This window comes from Bifidobacterium apicola (assembly GCF_042846865.1).
GTDB classification, from domain to species: Bacteria; Actinomycetota; Actinomycetes; order Actinomycetales; family Bifidobacteriaceae; genus Bombiscardovia; species Bombiscardovia apicola.
This window is the reverse complement of the sequence record NZ_BAAFQQ010000001.1, coordinates 1,867,350-1,883,598: the sequence shown is the minus strand read 5'-3', so window position 1 is coordinate 1,883,598 and position 16,249 is coordinate 1,867,350. Positions and strand designations below refer to the sequence as shown.

The 16,249-nt window shown below is 62.7% G+C and carries 13 protein-coding genes; 5 read left to right on the top strand and 8 right to left on the bottom strand.

Annotation, left to right across the window (positions count from 1 at the left end; genetic code table 11):
• The first annotated feature begins 145 nt into the window (after positions 1-145).
• From ACGG9J_RS07830 to ACGG9J_RS07810, 5 genes are all read left to right on the top strand, one after another.
• The gene (locus ACGG9J_RS07830; RefSeq protein ID WP_390135113.1) at positions 146-337 is read left to right on the top strand and encodes a hypothetical protein; all 192 of its coding nucleotides are present in this window, start codon (positions 146-148) and stop codon (positions 335-337) included.
• Positions 334-1,761 (top strand): esterase/lipase family protein, encoded by a 1,428-nt coding sequence (locus ACGG9J_RS07825; protein WP_390135111.1) that lies wholly within the window; start codon positions 334-336, stop codon positions 1,759-1,761. Before ACGG9J_RS07830 ends, ACGG9J_RS07825 begins: the two co-directional genes overlap by 4 nt.
• A gap of 72 nt (positions 1,762-1,833) precedes the next feature.
• Positions 1,834-3,279, top strand: a complete 1,446-nt coding sequence (gene purB, locus ACGG9J_RS07820) for an adenylosuccinate lyase (RefSeq protein ID WP_390135109.1) — start codon at positions 1,834-1,836, stop codon at positions 3,277-3,279.
• Between the two features lie 2 nt (positions 3,280-3,281).
• The gene (locus tag ACGG9J_RS07815) at positions 3,282-5,753 is read left to right on the top strand and encodes a lysylphosphatidylglycerol synthase transmembrane domain-containing protein (protein ID WP_390135107.1); all 2,472 of its coding nucleotides are present in this window, start codon (positions 3,282-3,284) and stop codon (positions 5,751-5,753) included.
• 167 nt (positions 5,754-5,920) lie between these two features.
• Positions 5,921-6,208 (top strand): HU family DNA-binding protein, encoded by a 288-nt coding sequence (locus tag ACGG9J_RS07810; RefSeq protein ID WP_015022121.1) that lies wholly within the window; start codon positions 5,921-5,923, stop codon positions 6,206-6,208.
• A gap of 101 nt (positions 6,209-6,309) precedes the next feature.
• On the opposite strand, the gene ACGG9J_RS07805 is transcribed toward ACGG9J_RS07810, so the two are convergent.
• From ACGG9J_RS07805 to ACGG9J_RS07770, 8 genes are all read right to left on the bottom strand, one after another.
• Complete coding sequence (locus ACGG9J_RS07805; protein WP_390135105.1) at positions 6,310-7,737, bottom strand: proteasome accessory factor PafA2 family protein; 1,428 nt, start codon at positions 7,735-7,737, stop codon at positions 6,310-6,312.
• Between the two features lie 3 nt (positions 7,738-7,740).
• The gene (locus ACGG9J_RS07800; RefSeq protein WP_458859791.1) at positions 7,741-7,914 is read right to left on the bottom strand and encodes a ubiquitin-like protein Pup; all 174 of its coding nucleotides are present in this window, start codon (positions 7,912-7,914) and stop codon (positions 7,741-7,743) included.
• A 54-nt stretch (positions 7,915-7,968) separates the two neighbouring features.
• A complete protein-coding gene (locus ACGG9J_RS07795; protein WP_390135101.1) occupies positions 7,969-8,805 on the bottom strand; it encodes an inositol monophosphatase family protein in 837 nt (278 codons plus the stop codon).
• A 93-nt stretch (positions 8,806-8,898) separates the two neighbouring features.
• Positions 8,899-10,404, bottom strand: a complete 1,506-nt coding sequence (gene dop, locus ACGG9J_RS07790) for a depupylase/deamidase Dop (protein WP_390135099.1) — start codon at positions 10,402-10,404, stop codon at positions 8,899-8,901.
• Positions 10,401-11,963, bottom strand: coding sequence for a proteasome ATPase (gene arc / locus ACGG9J_RS07785; RefSeq protein ID WP_390135097.1), 1,563 nt, complete (start codon positions 11,961-11,963; stop codon positions 10,401-10,403). The genes dop and arc overlap by 4 nt, the downstream gene beginning before the upstream one ends.
• Positions 11,964-12,029: 66 nt before the next feature.
• Positions 12,030-13,004, bottom strand: a complete 975-nt coding sequence (gene fmt / locus ACGG9J_RS07780) for a methionyl-tRNA formyltransferase (RefSeq protein ID WP_390135095.1) — start codon at positions 13,002-13,004, stop codon at positions 12,030-12,032.
• A 45-nt stretch (positions 13,005-13,049) separates the two neighbouring features.
• A complete protein-coding gene (locus tag ACGG9J_RS07775; RefSeq protein ID WP_390135094.1) occupies positions 13,050-13,754 on the bottom strand; it encodes an HAD family hydrolase in 705 nt (234 codons plus the stop codon).
• A 100-nt stretch (positions 13,755-13,854) separates the two neighbouring features.
• Positions 13,855-16,158: a primosomal protein N' family DNA-binding protein gene (locus tag ACGG9J_RS07770; RefSeq protein ID WP_390135092.1), complete on the bottom strand. Its 2,304-nt coding sequence runs from the start codon at positions 16,156-16,158 to the stop codon at positions 13,855-13,857.
• Between the last annotated feature and the right edge of the window lie 91 nt (positions 16,159-16,249).

The following is a 16,249-nucleotide window of genomic DNA, read 5'->3' as shown; positions in this document are numbered from 1 at the left end:
AAGTTGATACATGTACAGGTCATCCTCGTCACTACCCACCGTGGGCCCCTTCCTCGCTCAGCCCTCCTACCTGGCTGATCCAGAGGCAGCACAAGCCTGCCCTTGTCATGCGCGGGCGGCCCGATGTCGGGCCATGCTGTCCGACATGGCACAACAGTCGCGAACCACACTGGTCCACCTGAGCGAATTAGCCGACCAGGCTTTGAGGGTCGACTGGCAGGGGCGGGCCGCAGAGGCCTATAGATTGCAGGTGAGGGCCATGGATGCCCTTTGTCTGGATCAACGTGTCCAGGCAGAACGCACACTGAATCTGATCGATCACGAGTGCCAGTCATGAAGCGGACGATTACCGCCGCCCCCGATGCCAACGGCTATACCGGCGCCGAGCTGGAGCACCTGACCGGCATGGCGGATCGGCTCAACCAGGCAGGTATTGCCCTGACGACTATGCAGTCCCAATGGACTCTTACCAATCAAGCCATCCGCAGAACCATGCCGGGGCTGCCTGCCCTCCCCTGCGCTCAGGCTGCTGTGCCGCCGCCGGGTCACGCACATCTGCCCGTGGATCTGATGATGACCTTCTGCAGGGACCAGTCACAGGCCTGTGAGGACCTGCGCACCCGACTCCAGTCTGTGGCCGACCGGTTGACCAAGGCCTACGGGCTATACTCACAGGCTGAATCATTCATGGAAAGGCTGATGGACTCCCTGATGTCCAAAGTCTTTGCCGTCTTTCGGCCTAGCGCCCCGCTCATGCTGGGAGCCGCTGGTTTAGGCCTAGGAGCGGCCAAACTGACCGGCCACCTGGATGCCTCGCAATTCCAAGAATTTCTGGAGACTACGGCTGGCATCCATCAACCCTTGCTGACAGCTGTGGCTTCGGGCCTGTCATCGGATCATCATGATCCTATAGGCGGATTGGTCACCGGCCCCGGCATGCTGGTATCCTTGCTGCTTGCTCATTTTCAGGGTGACCATATCGCGATGGATTCTGTTCAGCCACGAGGCAAAGGCTTGGGCGAAGCTCATGACATCGCTGGCGCTCTAAGCAATCTGGAGGCCCTGGGTTCCTGCCGGGACGGCATCCCCTACGCAACCATCGCCGTACAGCGCTATCGGGAAGCAGACGGCAAAGATCGCTGGCTGGTATACATACCTGGCACCAGCTCCCACCTGGACTCCCCAATCGGCTGGGCCCAGAACATCCAGCTCATGAGCGACAAGGCTTCAGTGCGCGACAGGGCGGCCTCTCTGCGTCTAGTGGACCAGGCCATGCGGGATGCAGGAGTGCGGCCCGACGACCCGGTCAGCCTGGTGGGCCATTCCCAGGGCGGCATTGTGGCCGCCACCATGGCCTCCGATCTTCCGAACCGCTACCGTTTCGATCACATCGTGACTGTCGGTTCGCCCATCGCCCACCGCCAGATAGGTTCAGACACCTGGATCACCAGCGTAGAGATGCGCGAGGAGCTGGTCTCCAGCCTTGACGGAGCCGACAACCCCTCCCGACCTAATCAACTGACCATCAGAGGAAGAGCAGGCGGGCCTCCCCCTCCAAGAGGCAGCCAGACTGGACCGACAGTTACCACTACCGGCCCCGGCAAGGAGTCGACCCACGGCATGGCCTACCAGCGTGCAGCTTGGAACGATGCCCGAGATCAGAACTCACCAGCGGTACATCGTCAGGACGATCACTTCGCCCATGCTATCGAGGGCGATCTGCAGGAGACCCGCTACTACTGCGGCCGGCTGCGACGATGAGCTGGACACATGCGCCACCATGAGCGGCCATGCCGGTTCCTGATGGTTGGCCCAGTCGTCTAGGCTGGAGGCATGAACCTGAGCCGAATTACCCCAGTCATCCCCCTCAATCCCCTGGACGGACGTTATCGCAAACAGACCGCCGAGCTGGTGGACTATCTGAGCGAGCCCGCCTTGAACCGCGAGCGCATGCGGGTCGAGGTCGAATGGATGATCATGCTGGCCAACGGCTACCAAGGCAATGGACGGCATCCGGTTCTGCCGGGCGTAGATCCTCTGACTGAGGCAGAACAGGCCTATCTGCGAGCCATCCCCCAGGATTTCGATGCCGACGGCATCACCGAACTTGCAGATATCGAAGCCCAGACCCACCACGACGTCAAAGCTGTGGAATACTACGTCGACCGCCGTCTGGAGGCTGCGGCCACGGCTCTTGGCACCAAATCCCAACTCCCTAGGCTGGCACCCTTGGTCCACTTCGCCTGCACCAGCGAGGACATCAACAACCTGGCCTATGCCCGCTGCATCCGAGGCGGGGTCGAGCAGGTCTGGCTTCCCAGGGCCAACCGAATTGAGGACCATCTGGCAACTATGGCGGAACAATACCGGGATTTGCCCATGCTCGCCTTGACCCACGGCCAGCCGGCCACGCCCACTACCTTGGGTAAGGAGATGGCGGTCTATGTCCACCGGCTGCACCGACAATTGGACAGGATCCGCAACCAGGACTACATGGGCAAGATGAATGGTGCCACTGGAACGCTTGGCGCCCATATGGCCGCCCTGCCGCAGGTGGATTGGATCGATCTGACCCGGAACTTCGTCGTAGAGCGGATGGGCCTGATCTGGAACCCACTGACCACCCAGATCGAGTCCCACGACTGGCAGGCCGAGCTCTTCGGCAACATCGCCCACCTGGGCCGGATCCTGCACAACCTGGCTGTGGATGTCTGGATGTACATCTCCCGTGGCGTTTTTGCCCAGGAACCCGTCAAAGGCGCGACAGGGTCCAGCACCATGCCCCACAAGGTCAACCCCATACGCTTCGAGAACGCCGAAGCCAATCTGGAGATCTCAGGAGCTCTGCTGGACACACTGGCCACCACTCTGACCGAAACCCGCTGGCAGCGGGACCTGACCGACTCCACCACCCAACGCAACATCGGTTCGGCCCTGGGCTACAGCCTGCTGGCTCTGGACAACCTGGACGGCGGTCTGCAGACCATCCACCCAGACAAGGCTCTGATGGCCCGCGAGCTGGACGACAACTGGGAGGTCCTGGGCGAGCCCATACAGACGGCCATGCGAGCCGCTGGACTGGCCGGACGCTCAGGCATGGATCACCCCTATGAGCAGGTCAAGGAGCTGATGCGGGGCAAGAGGATCGGTCGGGAGGATGTCGAGCACTTCATCGATGGCCTGGATCTGGATCAGGACACGGCCAGTCGGCTCAAGGCCCTGACACCGGCGACCTATACCGGCACAGCCGCAACCTTGGTGGACTTCGATCGCGACTGACCATGACCCCGTCCCAGTCGACCATCACTCCCGAAGGCACCGATCCCGCCAACTCAACGCAGGCAGACCAGGTCCTTATTCGGGATATCCCACCCCAGCGGGTCCATGATGCCGAGGATCTGCTCCGAGCCTTGGCAGCTCTGATCCTGGGGATTCTAGTCACCCTGGCAGCGGTCTATCTGAAGGGCATAGCCGCCGGTGTCGAGTCGGACATGCGTCAGGCTGGCAATGCCATGGACTGGCTCATGGACGTACCCACCGCCTTCCTCCAGCAGGCAGTGACCGTGACCGTGGTCCTGGCCGTACTCGTCCACCTGCTGGTCAACAGGGAGTGGATCCAGGCCATCACTGCCCCCCTGGCCATGTTCCTAGGGTTCGGGCTGGTCATGCTGACCTCCAACCTGATCATGAAGGCGGGCAACCCGACCCTAATCGCATCATTCAGTTCCCAGAACGCCATAGGCTCGCCCGTCCTGCTTCCTGACTTCTATGCCGGTCTGGCAGCCTTCCTGAGCGCGGCAGGACCCCGTCGCCTGCGTAGTTCGGTCAAATGGGGATGGAACGCTCTATACGTAGTTGCCGTCATCATGGTCGCCATATCCTCCAATTCGGCCAGCGCGGTTCTGGTCTCACTGATCCTGGGACGGATCATGGGCATGATCGTCCGATACCTGGCGGGCACACAGAACAAGGGTGCCTGGGGACAGGGAGTGGTACAGGCCATAGCATCCATCGGCATCCATGCTGCCAGCCTGGAACGTCAGGATCCGAGTCTGGATGCCGATGGCCAGCCCTTGCCAGCCCTCGACGACGACCTCATCGAGGCCTCCCGTATCTACAGAGTCCGTGACGGGGAAGGACGAACCTACACGGTGTCGGTCATGGACGGCCAGTTGCACACCATGGGCTATCTGATGCAGCTCTGGCAGTGGATCAAGCTGTCCGGAGTCTCCATGCGCCGGGACCGGTCGGTCAGAAACTCCATGCAACACCACATGGCCATGCTCGCTGAATTGCGAGACTTGGGGCTGAGCGCCCTGCATCCCTATGGTCTGGCGGAGAGTGCAGAATCCTCGATTCTGGTACTGGAGGATGATGTCCATCTTCGGCCCCTGGAACCCGGGACCCTGGACACCGACAGGGCCAAGCAGCTGATGGACTACCTTCGCCGGGCCAACGAGCGCGGCTTTACGCACCGACGCATCCGTCCAGAGACTCTAGCCGTGGATCAGTCAGGCTCCGTGGTCATCGCCGGCTGGGAAAACGGCGATAGCGCCAGCTCCCAGGCCAACATCGCCTTGGACCGGATCCAGCTTCTGGCCCTGATTGCTGCGATGATCGGCGTGGATCAAGCCGTTGAAGCCGGCTGTGCTTCTTGGGGAGTCAAGACACTGGTGGGGCTGTCGCCCTTCTGCCAGATGGTGGCCATTCCCTCACAGACCCAGGCCCTTCCCGGCTGGGATCGACAGATACTGACTGACCTGCGCAAACATCTGCAGACCCTGGCTCCACCTGAGTCGGTGGCCGAGACCGGCCAGGTAACCCTCTCACGCTTCAGTCTGCGTAGCTTCGTGGCCCTGGCCCTGTTGGTAGTGGCTGTAGCAGTCATCGTTACCCAGTTCAACCTGCCTCAAGTCATCAGTGCCGTCCGCAATGCCAACCCATGGATGGCCGGACTATCCTTCCTGCTGGGATCACTGTCCTGGGTGGGTTGCGCCATCACCCTGGGGATCTTCATCGACCCCGCCAAGCGCGATTTCAAGGGCATCTTCCTGTCCCAGATCGCCTCCTCCTTCACCTCGGTCTCCATGCCCGCCGGAGTGGGGCCGGCCTTCGTCAACCTGCAGTACCTGCGGCGGGACGGTTATGACAACACCATGGCCACGGCCATCATGAGCGCAGTCGTGGCCGTCCAGTTCGCGACCACCTTCTGCCTGCTGATCGTCATCGGGCTGTTCACTGGGCGCAACACCCTATCCGGGATGATCCCCACCAACACCCTGGTCATCGTCATCGGGACAGTGGCCATCATCGCGGCCCTGATCATGGCGGTGCCTTACACGAGACGTTTGGTCATGGAGCGGCTGATGCCCATCGTGACCTCCTATGCGCGCCACCTTGTGGAGATTCTGACCCAGCCTAGGCAGCTAGTGGTAGCCGTGCTTGGGGCGGTACTGCAATCAGCCGCTCTGGGCATGAGTTTCTGGGCCGCTTTGATGGCCTTTGGCTGTCGGACCAACGTTTTCGAGACCACATTCGTCTTCCTCCTGGCCAACACGCTTGGCTCGGCTGTCCCCACCCCCGGCGGCCTTGGGGCCATAGAAGCGGTGCTCTTCTCTGCCTTCCGCCTGGCTGGCGTTCCATCGGGCGTGGCCATCTCAGCTACTCTGGTCTTCCGAGTAGCCACATACTGGCTGCGCATCCCTCTGGGAGCCCTGGCTATGCGCTGGCTGAGCAACCACAATCGCATTTGAGGGGCCCCTCGGGCAGTCTTAATCCCAAAGACCTCAAAATCGCTTGGTGAAATGTCGGAAACCCCCGGAAAATGCGGTGTTTGGGCCTAACCTGCGCTAATATCAGTCATTGACCGTTGGGCTTTCCCCAATCAAACAGTGGGAGGCCCCCGAAAGAAGGATATTCTATGGCATACAACAAGTCTGATCTCGTGTCGAAGATCGCGCAGAAGTCCAACCTGACCAAGGCGCAGGCGGAAGCTGCCGTCAACGCTTTCCAGGATGTCTTCGTCGAGGCCATGAAGTCCGGCGAGGGTCTGAAGCTGACCGGCCTGTTCTCGGCCGAGCGTGTCAAGCGCGCCGCCCGCACCGGCCGCAACCCCCGCACCGGTGAGACCATCAAGATTCCGGCCAGCTATGGCGTGCGCATCTCTGCAGGCTCGCTGCTGAAGAAGGCCGTCACCAACAAGAAGTGAAGCCAGCCTTTTCGCGAAGGCCTCGACATCCGTCAGAGATGCCGAGGCCTTTCATTTTGCAGCAAATCTGACGAATTCCCCCCCCCCCCTGCAAACCGACACTATTTTCGCGGCTCTGTGACGCTCTTCAGAAAGTCCATCAGGGAGTGGTACCGGGGTGGGCCCACATGGTCGAAGGGGTCAGGCAGGTCCACTTCGACCCGGCGGGAACCGCCCAGGACCAGGTGGCTCCAGTCGCATGACCATGTGCGTGTTCCCTGGTCTGCGGCACGGACAAAGTCGCCACGCAGACGAGCTCGTGTATCCTCTGGAGGTCGGTCCATGGCGAGCCGTACCCGGGAGTCGTCAACCGGCGATTGCATGAGCCCATGCCTGACCAATCCAGGGAAGGATCTTCCTGCGCTCAGATCGTGATAGTCCAGGTTCAGCGCCTCGGCCAGATCCCGTCCGGCGCCTCGTCGGCTCAGGCCCTGAAGCAGCCGCAGCTTGGCTGCCCAGTCCACCCAGTCAGCCAAATCCTGCCAACGCCCTGCATCCAGCGCATCCAAGGCGGCCCTCCAAAGTTGTAGAACACGCAGGGCCTGAGACCGATCGATGCCCGTATCCTCCTGCTGGCCCACCAAGGCCTTGCAGGCCGACCAATAGGCCTCCTGCAGACCCAGAGCGCTGATGCCGTCGGTCGTCGTGGAAGCCTGCAGTTCCAGAGTGACCCGGCCGGTCCGATCCCGACTGACGGCTCGTACGGCCGCACGGGGATCAGCCAGGGCCCAGTCCGCCAGGTCAGGTCGTCGACCCTGGCGGCAGGCTTGCTCAATCAGGTTCAGGACCAGGTGGGTGCTGGCCATCTTGAACCAGGTAGCCAGCGGCGACCGGTTGGTATCTCCTACGATCACGTGCAGACGCCGCCATCGCTCGGGATCAGCCAGAGGCTCATCACGGGTGTTGACCATAGGACGGGCACGGGTTGTGGCCGAGGAGACCGCTTCGTCCAGAAAGCCGGCCCTCTGGCTGAGCTGGAACCCATCAGGGCTCAGACGACCCGCCCCGGTGATCAGCTGTCGAGTGACCAGAAAGGGGACCAGGCAGGCCCCAATCATATCCAGGGGGACCCGCCGGTCCAGCAGGTAATTCTCATGGCAGCCGAAGGCATGGCCTTGGGCATCCACATTATTGCCAAAGACGTGAACCTTCACGGGTCTGCCCAAGTCCTCCGTCAGACGTTTCCCGGCGCGCTCTGCAAGGTCAATCATGATCCGTTCCCCGGCCAGTACCTGTTTCAGTGCTGTCAGCGGATCGCGGGCCTCCGCCGTGGCATACTCCGGGTGGGAGCCCACGTCCAAGTAGAGTCGGGCGCCATTGGGCAGATAGATGTTGGTTGACCCGTGCTGCTCAATCAGTGGGCGGAACATGGCCATAGCCACCCTGCCTGCGTCATAGGGGCCATTGCCGCCGGTCAGGCTCAGTCCATATTCGGTCTCGATGCCGAATATCCTGCGAAAGTCCGAGTCAGTCCCCTGCCCGTCCGCCATGAATCACTGGCCGCCCTTCTGGACGAAGCCCTGCACATACTCCTTGGCGTTGGTCTCCAGGGTGGTCTCGATGTCATCCAGGACATCATCCAGGTCGGACTCAGCCGCCCGGCTCTGTTTATGTGCCTCGGTCTGCGGCAGATTCTCTTCCTGCTCCTGCTGCTGGCCAGCTGCCATATGCCGTCCCTGCTGGGATACCTCGGCCATGGTCGCCCTCCTTTCCGGCGCGGATCAGCGCCCGCTCAGATATGTGTTCAAATCCTCGGCAATAAGCCCATTGGTGGCCACCACGTCATTGCTGCCCTCCCAGCGCACATGCCCGCCGTCCCAGCGCCAGAGGGTCCCTTTGGCCTCCCGGACCACGACAGCCGCCGCAGAAACAGCAGGGATGTCCCAGGAGTGCAAGGCCGGTTCGAAGTAGGCGTCGTAGCTGCCATCCGCCACCCGGCACAGGTCCAGCGAGACCGGACCGACGCGCTTGATGTCTGCAGGCTTGCCAGCCATGCGCGAGACGATCTGCAGGACCTTTTCAGACTCGTTGGGGAAGTAGGACATGCCAAAGCTGACCACTGATCCACGCAGGGAGGTCATAGTGGAGGGGATGATCTTCTCACGCTTGTCACCCACGATGGTTCGTCGAATCCTGATGGCGCCCTGCCCCTTGGCGGCCAGATAGGTCAGGCCCAGGACCGGCGCATGCACGATGCCCAGGACCGGCGAAGCATGGCCCTTCTCGTCCACGGCAAAGAGGGAGATGGTCAGCGTCCATTCGGCCATGTTGCGCACATAGTTGACCGGACCGTCAATGTGACCCAGGCACCAGTAGCGGCCGCCTGGACGGCGGTTGCCGGCCTCCTCCTCCCAGAAGCCGTCCATAGGGTCCAGGGCGGCGATCTTGGTCCGGCAGTAGCGAATCAGGCGTGTGTCGATGCCCGGCGTGAACTGGGTGCCCTGGCCGATGGTCGAGGTGGAACGCGGATCGTGAGGATTGATCTGGTCCTGGAGGGCATGACGGCCGGCCTCCACAGCGATAGTGGCGGCCTGCATGGCCAAATCGCGCAATTCCATACTTCTCTTCTCTTTCAAACGGGCGGTCAAGGCATTGAGAACCGTGGCCCATCGATGGTCGTTCGGTCGAATATCGGACTATTTTCTGCGCTATCAGCAGTATATGTCGCGGCCATCCCGGCAGGAAGACCGTGTATGACCCAGCGGATCGGACAGGTCCACAACCCTAGTCTTAGACTCCTTATCCGGTCCCGGCTCCTCAAGAATGACACGACTCCAGGAGACGGCCCTAATCGCTTCAGGGCAACGGTGAAGCAGCTGGGAACGGCACCAGGCCCGGGTCTGCTCCGGCCCTTGGTCCATGGCCCTGGTGATCTGGTCGGAATCGACCAGTCGCAGAACAGATCCTCTGAGTCGCCAGGGCAGGTCACGGCCGGGGTCCACCCGTGCCCAAGCCAGATCCAGGGCCGCCAGACGGGGATCCGACCAGTCCGGTATGGACCGGCGGCGACGCAGACGCTCCAGGAGCTGCCATTTGAGCAACCATTCCAATCTGCCTGCCTGGTCGTGCATGGCCAGACGGGCCTCGTTGTCGCCCGAACGCACTGCAGCCAGATCTTCGAGCACCTGGTCCCAGAGGTTCAGAACCCGGTCCTCGGCACAGCCTGGCCTGTCGGCATCGCGCCTGGCTTGGCGGGCCGCATCCAGCAATGCCCTTTGGATGGTCAGCGCATCGACGAACCCTCCGTTTGCCAGGGCCAGGGGTTTGGCCAGGGTGACATCACGAGAAACCATGTGCAAGGCCGACACCGGATCATCCAGCGTCCAACGATCCAGCAGTTCATCAATCTGGCTGGTCGAATCGCCCTCGGACTCCAAGAGCCCCAGCAGCAGATCGGTCGTTCCCAGCTTGAGGACCAGGGGCGCATCCAACCGGTTGGCATCACCCACGATCACGTGGAGGCGCCGGCTACCCGGCCCGGCATGTGACTCGTCCCGGGTATTGATGATCGGTCGTCCGAAGGTGGTCTGCAGCCCAATGCGGCTGGTCAGATAGTCGGCACGCTGGCTGAGCTGAAAGCCGACCTCCTCGCTCCTGGGTCCCAGACCCACTCTGCCCGAACCGGTGTAGATCTGCCGGGTGACAAAATGAATGGTCATCAGAGCCGCCACCCTGGCGAAGGGCACCGCCCTGTCCATCAGATAGTTCTCATGGGACCCCCAGGCGGCGCCCTTGCCATCCACGTTGTTCTTGTAGAGCGCCAGGCCTCCGGCCCTTTCTGCGGCCTGGGCCATCATTCGGTCACCCGCGCGGTCCTGGACCAGCGCATCGAAGGCATTCACTGTTTCGGCCGAGGCATACTCAGGATGGGCATGATCCACGTAAATGCGGGCACCATTAGGAGCTGCTACATCGATCAGCCGGACGCCGGGCGCATCAGTGAGCATGCTCGGAGCGGCGGCGGAACGCGGCAGCCTGCCTCCCCTGGCGTCATTGACTGGGTCCTCTTGCCCATAGTCCCAGCGGATGTGCGCCAGGTCCGGCTGGGCGGCAGCCCTTACCAGACGCAGGGCCAGAGCACGTGGATCAGCGTCTGGATTCTGGGGGTCGACAATGGCATACTCCGTCTCAGTGCCCATGACCCGGCCGGCATTCATGACCGCTCCTCCGGCCCGTCGACCGGGCGAACCTCCTGAACCTGCCCTGGGCGCAGTCCGGCCAAATCGGCCCAGCGGTCCAAGTCCTGGCCGCAGAGCTCCTCCAGAGTGTCCTCATATTGCCCACGGATCGCCATCGTGCAGAGACCACGGTCAAGCCCCACCTGTCGACCTTGTTCGATGGAGGCCTTGACCGCCATGGTCTTGACCCGATCAACCAGGTTATGCAGCATGGCTCCGGAGACCACAGACTCCAGGTAGAGAGGCTGCCAGCGGCCTGAGGCATCCATGATCCTGCCCAGCAGGTGGTCACCATCCCGGGTGAAGAGCCCGTCGACCAGCACCTGGATCAGATCCTCCGACCCGGCACCATCCTCCATGGGCATATCTGAGCCCAGATACTTGCCCAGGATGGCGGCAGACCTGGTCCTGTCTGGCCTGTCGATGCGGATCTTGACATCCAGCCGTCCTGGACGCAGAACCGCCGGGTCAATCATGTCAATACGGTTGGAGGCGCCGATGACCATGACCTGGTCCAGGGACTCGACACCGTCCAGTTCAGTCAGGAACTGGGGGACGATGGTGGTCTCCACATCCGACGAAATGCCCGATCCCCGAGTGCGGAGCAAGGCATCCATCTCGTCGATAAAGACCACCACCGGTCCACCCTGGACTGCCAGGCTGCGGGCCCGGGCGAAGAGACGGCGGACCAGACGTTCGGACTCGCCCACGAACTTGTTGAGCACTTCGGGGCCCTTGACCGACAGAAAGACCCCATGGCCATCGCTCTCCTGGGCCAAGGCGCGGGCCAAGGCCTTGGCGATCATGGTCTTGCCATTGCCGGGCGGACCGTAGAGCAGGACACCCTTGGGAGCCTGGAGTCCATAACGGCGCATCAGATCAGCATGCTGGAAGGGCAGCTGGACTGCATCCCGGATCCGCTCGATCTGCCTGTCAAGTCCGCCAATATCGGAGAAGTCCACGTCAGGAGCCTCCTCCAGCAGCATGTCGGACTGGTCCGACTCAGGCAGAACAGCCAGGGCCAGCGAGCAGCTTTCGTCCATGAGCAAGGCGCTGCCCGCCTCGATGGGCTGATCCTGCAGAGAGCCTGCACGTGCAGCGACGCGGGTCTGCCCGGAGGGGTCTTCCACCAGCAGGGCACCGGATTCCAAGGTCTCCCGCAACGTGCGGACCTGCCCAGTCACCGGCTGATCGCCCACACGCACCACCACCATATCGGCGTTGAGCAGAACCTCCTGGCCGGCCCGGATCCGCTCGGCGCGGATATTGGGCGCCAGGGGCACCACCATCCGACGCGAACCGTTCAGGATCAGCAACCGAGCCTGTTGCACCCCCTGGCTGTCGTAGGCAACAGAATCCACGCCCAAGGCCAGGGCGATCGTCAGGGGCGGCTGAGCCAACTGAGCCAACTGGCTCTTGGCCTTGGACAGCTCTTTCGCAGCCCTGGTCAGCGCCGCGGCCAAGGCCCGGTTGCGTCGATCCCCGGCCAGATCCTGGTCTTTTTCATCGTCGGCCTGGTCAACATCATCGGACTGCATGGCTTTCCTCCTTCGTCCGTCCCTGGAATCCCCGCTCGGCCTGGACACCCGGCTGGGTGGAGGGGCTCAGCTGCAGCGTGCCCCGTCTTCCAAGCGAGCGCCACGAGCCCAGTCCATGGCCTTCATGGCGCGCTTGCCGGCAGCCTTGACCATCTGCAGCTCCAGGGGCAGGGTCTTGGTGCCCACCCAGAGGTGATGACGGCCCATGGCCAACCGGCCCGGTCCCAGATGCGAGGGAAGACCGGGCTCATCCCCTCGGGCTGGTGCAGCATTGAGCACGGTCAATCCCGTCTGCGCGTCCTGCGGGTCATCACCCCGCTGATACAGACACCAGGCTCCCGGTTCCGGGCTGCAGGCGCGAACCTGCCGATCCAGAGCAAAGACGGGCACATCGAAACGCATGTGAGCATCCTGGTGCGTGATTTTGGCGGCCACCTGGTAGGCGCCCTGCGTCTGCTCCTTGGGTTGAATCCGACCCTCCGCAAGAGCCTCCAGGCTGGCAGCCAGCAGGTGGGATCCATCCTTGGCCAGCCGATCCAGCAGCTCGCCTGAGGTCTCGTGCGGCCCTATCTCCACCGTGGACTGGGCCAGGATGGGACCTTCATCCATGCCGGCCGTCAACCGGAATACCGTGGCGCCGGTGATAGTATCCCCAGCCCAGATGGCCCGCTGGACCGGAGCTGCCCCCCGCCACTGCGGCAGCAGGGAAAAGTGCAGATTGTACCATCCGCCTTCAAAGGCGTCCAGGACCGGCTGACGCAGGATCCTTCCGTAGGCCACGACAGCCGCGCAGTTGGCACCCGTATCCTGCAGCCGCGCTGGAAAATCCGGATCGGATGGGTTGCCTTCAAGAACGGGAATCCCCAGCTTGATGGCCTCGGCCTTGACCGGACTGGGCTGCAGATGCCTTCCACGCCCCTGGGGGGCATCGGGTCTGGTGAGCACGGCAGCAACCCGAAAGTGCTCTTGGTCAGCCGCCAGCAGTCTCAGAGACGGCAAGGCGGCCTGGGGTGTGCCTGCAAACAGCAATGTCATGACCATATCGGCAATCTCCTTTTCATCTGACGGCTTTGGATCTCTGCACTTTCACTGCACCTGAGGAATGTTCACTCCTGCCTCGATCAGTGCCGTGCGCAGCCCATAGGGGTCACTGAATCGCAGACTGCGGATGCCGGCCTTGTTGGCACCAACTACATTCATACCCTTGTCATCCACAAAGAGAGTCCTGTCAGCCTGGATTCCGAACTGATCCAGGGCATACCGGTAGATGGCCGGGTCGGGCTTGAGCATGTGGATGGGTCCAGAGACCACCACCCCGTCCAGCCTATGCAGGAAGGAGTCGCCATCCCAGGCGTGATGGAAGAGCTCGGCACTCCAGTTGGTCAACCCCCAGACACCGAGCCCTGCCGCCTTCAGGTCCTCCATCAGCATGCGAGCACCGGGTACAGGGCCGGTCAGTGAATCGACGAAGTGGTCACAATAGTAGGCGAACATGCCATCCCAGGGGGATCCGCAGTTGTCGGCCACCCAGTCACGGGCTTGGGCGCAGGTGGCTCCGCCGTCCATCATGTTATTGGCCCGGTAGAAGCCGGAACGGCTGTCGTCCAGCATGGCCTCAATGCTCCTGCGTCCGTATCGAGCCACCATGGCCATCTCGGGCTTCCAGCCGATCAGGACGTTGCCGAAATCGAAGATGACCTGCTCGATGGGCTGACCCTGAGCCTGTGCCGCCGCCTGCTCGGCCTGGATCACATCTGCCTCAACCCGGATCTCGCCCGGCCATCCCTTCATGACTCTCCGCCTTTCCTGAATTCGTTCATCTGCGCCTTTGCCTGCGCCCCCTCATGAAACCACGCCGCATAGACCCCATACATAGCCACTGGAACAGCAGTCAGGTCAGATCCTTGGGATCCATTCGGAAGTGCAGCTCTCCTCGCCCGCGACCGGCCACGTACCTGGCCTGGGCCTGCTTGAGGTCGTCAGCCAGCTTGTCCCGGCGGCTGGTTGACACCCGAACCAGGGCTCGGACTCTATCCTGGGTTCCCTCTAGATAGCCAGCCTTCAGCGTGGAGGGCGCGGGTATGGGCACAGGACCGAGCAAGGCAGGAACAGACTCAGGACCAGCATCTGTCGCAGCCTCCTGACCCGGCGTAATCCCGACGGCGGCCAGCATCCAGACGACGGCCTCCCTTTCGCCCCAGATCGCAGCCATGCCGACCGCAGGGGGCATGGCAGTCATCCGACGGTCCTCCAAATCGGCGGCAGCCAGCACCGGCCCCTGCCAGGTCATCAGCGCCTGAGCCAGCTGGGGATCACACTCCCCTAGCAGGAGCACCTGACCTCCCTGGGCTCTGGAGCGGCAGAAAGAGGCCACACGCATCCAAGCTCCCAGGGTGTCCATACGCGCATCGACGCCAGGGGCATACAGGCTGGTCCAAGCGTCCAGAATGGCCACCGCCCTGTATCCTCGCGATAGCCGGGGCAGATCCGAATCGTTGGTGGCCTTATTGTCGCCATCCACACTCGAGGCGACCACTCTGGGCTCGGCACCTGGGGTGGCGATGATAAGACTGGGACGATCCTGTACACGCTCGACCACCCCGCGGGGTTGACTGGGCGAAGAGATGACGATGGGCACATTTCTGAAGAGCATCCGCAGTTCCTGGGCCGTCCCAGCGGCACCTACCCTGACCGTCCGAAGCCGTGAACCCCCGCAATCCGGGCAGGACCAGTCCGTAGCCGCAGCCCCGCACCAGGCGCATCGGGGCGCGCCGGGCCGTCTCGCCCGCAGGGGTCCGGTGCAGCGCGGGCAACGAGCCTGGTGATGACAGCGAGCGCAACTCAGGCTTTCGAAGATGCCGTCCTGAGGGATGGACAGCAGAACCGGACCACGCTCCAAGGCCTTGTTTATAACGGCGACTGCGGTATGAGGAACCCTTGCGCCGATGGTCGGGTCGGCCAGATGGCTCAGTTCCTCTCGGTTCAACCAGCGGATCCAAGGCAGCAGGGTCGTCACCACGGACCGATCAAGCGTCAGAGCAGTGCCTGGACCGGTCACGCCAGAGTCCGCTTCGGTGGCCTCGGGCTGACTCTCCCAGTGGGAACGCACGCTTCTGGCACGGGCCATGGCCAGGAAGACGCCGCCGTGGGCGCGGGCCCTCAGTCTCAACACCCCGCGGGCATTGGCGTAGGGCATCATCCCATCGGCGTACTGGTAGCTGGCATCGTCCAGCAACGCGAAGAGAGCAGGACCCTCCACCGGGGCGTACATGGCAGCCCGCAACCCGATGGCGCAGCGGACCTGACCGGAGGCCAGCGCGAGGTAGGCCCTGTAACGCTCGGCAGGAGCCATGCCGCTGTCCAGAATGGCGAAATCACCGGACCATCCACGGGCCTCCTGTTGGCCAGGACCGGCGGCAACAGAGGGACCAAAGGGACGCAACCCCAGCTGCTGGAGGACAGCAGACAGATGAACCACCTGACGGGTGCCCGGCAGTACCATAACTGCCGACCGGCCAGCCAGCAGGGCCCCTATCAGCACCCTGGCAGCCAGCAGGGCGGCCTGGTCCATACCGGGCAGAATGTCAGCCAGATAGGCTGTGAAAGTATCCTCTTCCAGCGACTGATCCAGTTTCTCCAGCCCCTGATAGCCCGAATCAAGCCTCTGTTTCAGATCTTTCTGCCGCTGGGCCAGCCCGGCCACCCAGGCGGGGTCAGAGGCCAATCGAGGCTGACCGGGAACCAGCTGCTGCTCCTTGTCGATGCGGGCCACACGAGGGGGCAGGGCCAGCCGCAAAATGTTGGCCTCAGTGCCCCCATAGGCCCTGGCGATGGCAGTGATGTCCGCGCGTAGGGAAGGTGAGATCAGGCTGCGATCCAGCACCACCCGCTCCAGATAGCGCAAGGAGGCGCGGGGAACCTGGCTTTCTGCCACGCGTTCCCAGATGATGCCGTTGACCCTGCGCGCCCCGAACCGGACGCGGACAAGGCATCCTGGCTGGGCATGATCGCCCTGGTCGGCATCCACCAGGTAATCGAAGGTCCCTCCCAGGTGAGTGGCCTGCACGTCCAGCACCACCCGTGCCACAGGAAGTTCATCGGCCGGTCGGCGCGGAGGTCTCTTTCGACTGCTGCTCGAACGACGGCGCGAAGCAAGACCGTCCAGGGCGGGCTGACTGACGTCCTGCGAATCCATGGCTCCTCCCCTCGCTTTCACAATTAAGAGAGCCACGGCGGATTCCCCAGTCAATGACTTGGGAACCCGCCGTGGCTCTTGATGAACAGCT

Excerpts from the sequence above, each read along its gene's own strand:
- ACGG9J_RS07830 (WP_390135113.1), top strand. The coding sequence starts at position 146 with ATGGCACAACAGTCGCGAACCACACTGGTCCACCTGAGCGAATTAGCC.
- ACGG9J_RS07825 (WP_390135111.1), top strand. The coding sequence starts at position 334 with ATGAAGCGGACGATTACCGCCGCCCCCGATGCCAACGGCTATACCGGC.
- purB (WP_390135109.1), top strand. The coding sequence starts at position 1,834 with ATGAACCTGAGCCGAATTACCCCAGTCATCCCCCTCAATCCCCTGGAC.
- ACGG9J_RS07815 (WP_390135107.1), top strand. The coding sequence starts at position 3,282 with ATGACCCCGTCCCAGTCGACCATCACTCCCGAAGGCACCGATCCCGCC.
- ACGG9J_RS07810 (WP_015022121.1), top strand. The coding sequence starts at position 5,921 with ATGGCATACAACAAGTCTGATCTCGTGTCGAAGATCGCGCAGAAGTCC.
- ACGG9J_RS07805 (WP_390135105.1), bottom strand. The coding sequence starts at position 7,737 with ATGGCGGACGGGCAGGGGACTGACTCGGACTTTCGCAGGATATTCGGC.
- ACGG9J_RS07800 (WP_458859791.1), bottom strand. The coding sequence starts at position 7,914 with ATGGCAGCTGGCCAGCAGCAGGAGCAGGAAGAGAATCTGCCGCAGACC.
- ACGG9J_RS07795 (WP_390135101.1), bottom strand. The coding sequence starts at position 8,805 with ATGGAATTGCGCGATTTGGCCATGCAGGCCGCCACTATCGCTGTGGAG.
- dop (WP_390135099.1), bottom strand. The coding sequence starts at position 10,404 with ATGAATGCCGGCCGGGTCATGGGCACTGAGACGGAGTATGCCATTGTC.
- arc (WP_390135097.1), bottom strand. The coding sequence starts at position 11,963 with ATGCAGTCCGATGATGTTGACCAGGCCGACGATGAAAAAGACCAGGAT.
- fmt (WP_390135095.1), bottom strand. The coding sequence starts at position 13,004 with ATGGTCATGACATTGCTGTTTGCAGGCACACCCCAGGCCGCCTTGCCG.
- ACGG9J_RS07775 (WP_390135094.1), bottom strand. The coding sequence starts at position 13,754 with ATGAAGGGATGGCCGGGCGAGATCCGGGTTGAGGCAGATGTGATCCAG.
- ACGG9J_RS07770 (WP_390135092.1), bottom strand. The coding sequence starts at position 16,158 with ATGGATTCGCAGGACGTCAGTCAGCCCGCCCTGGACGGTCTTGCTTCG.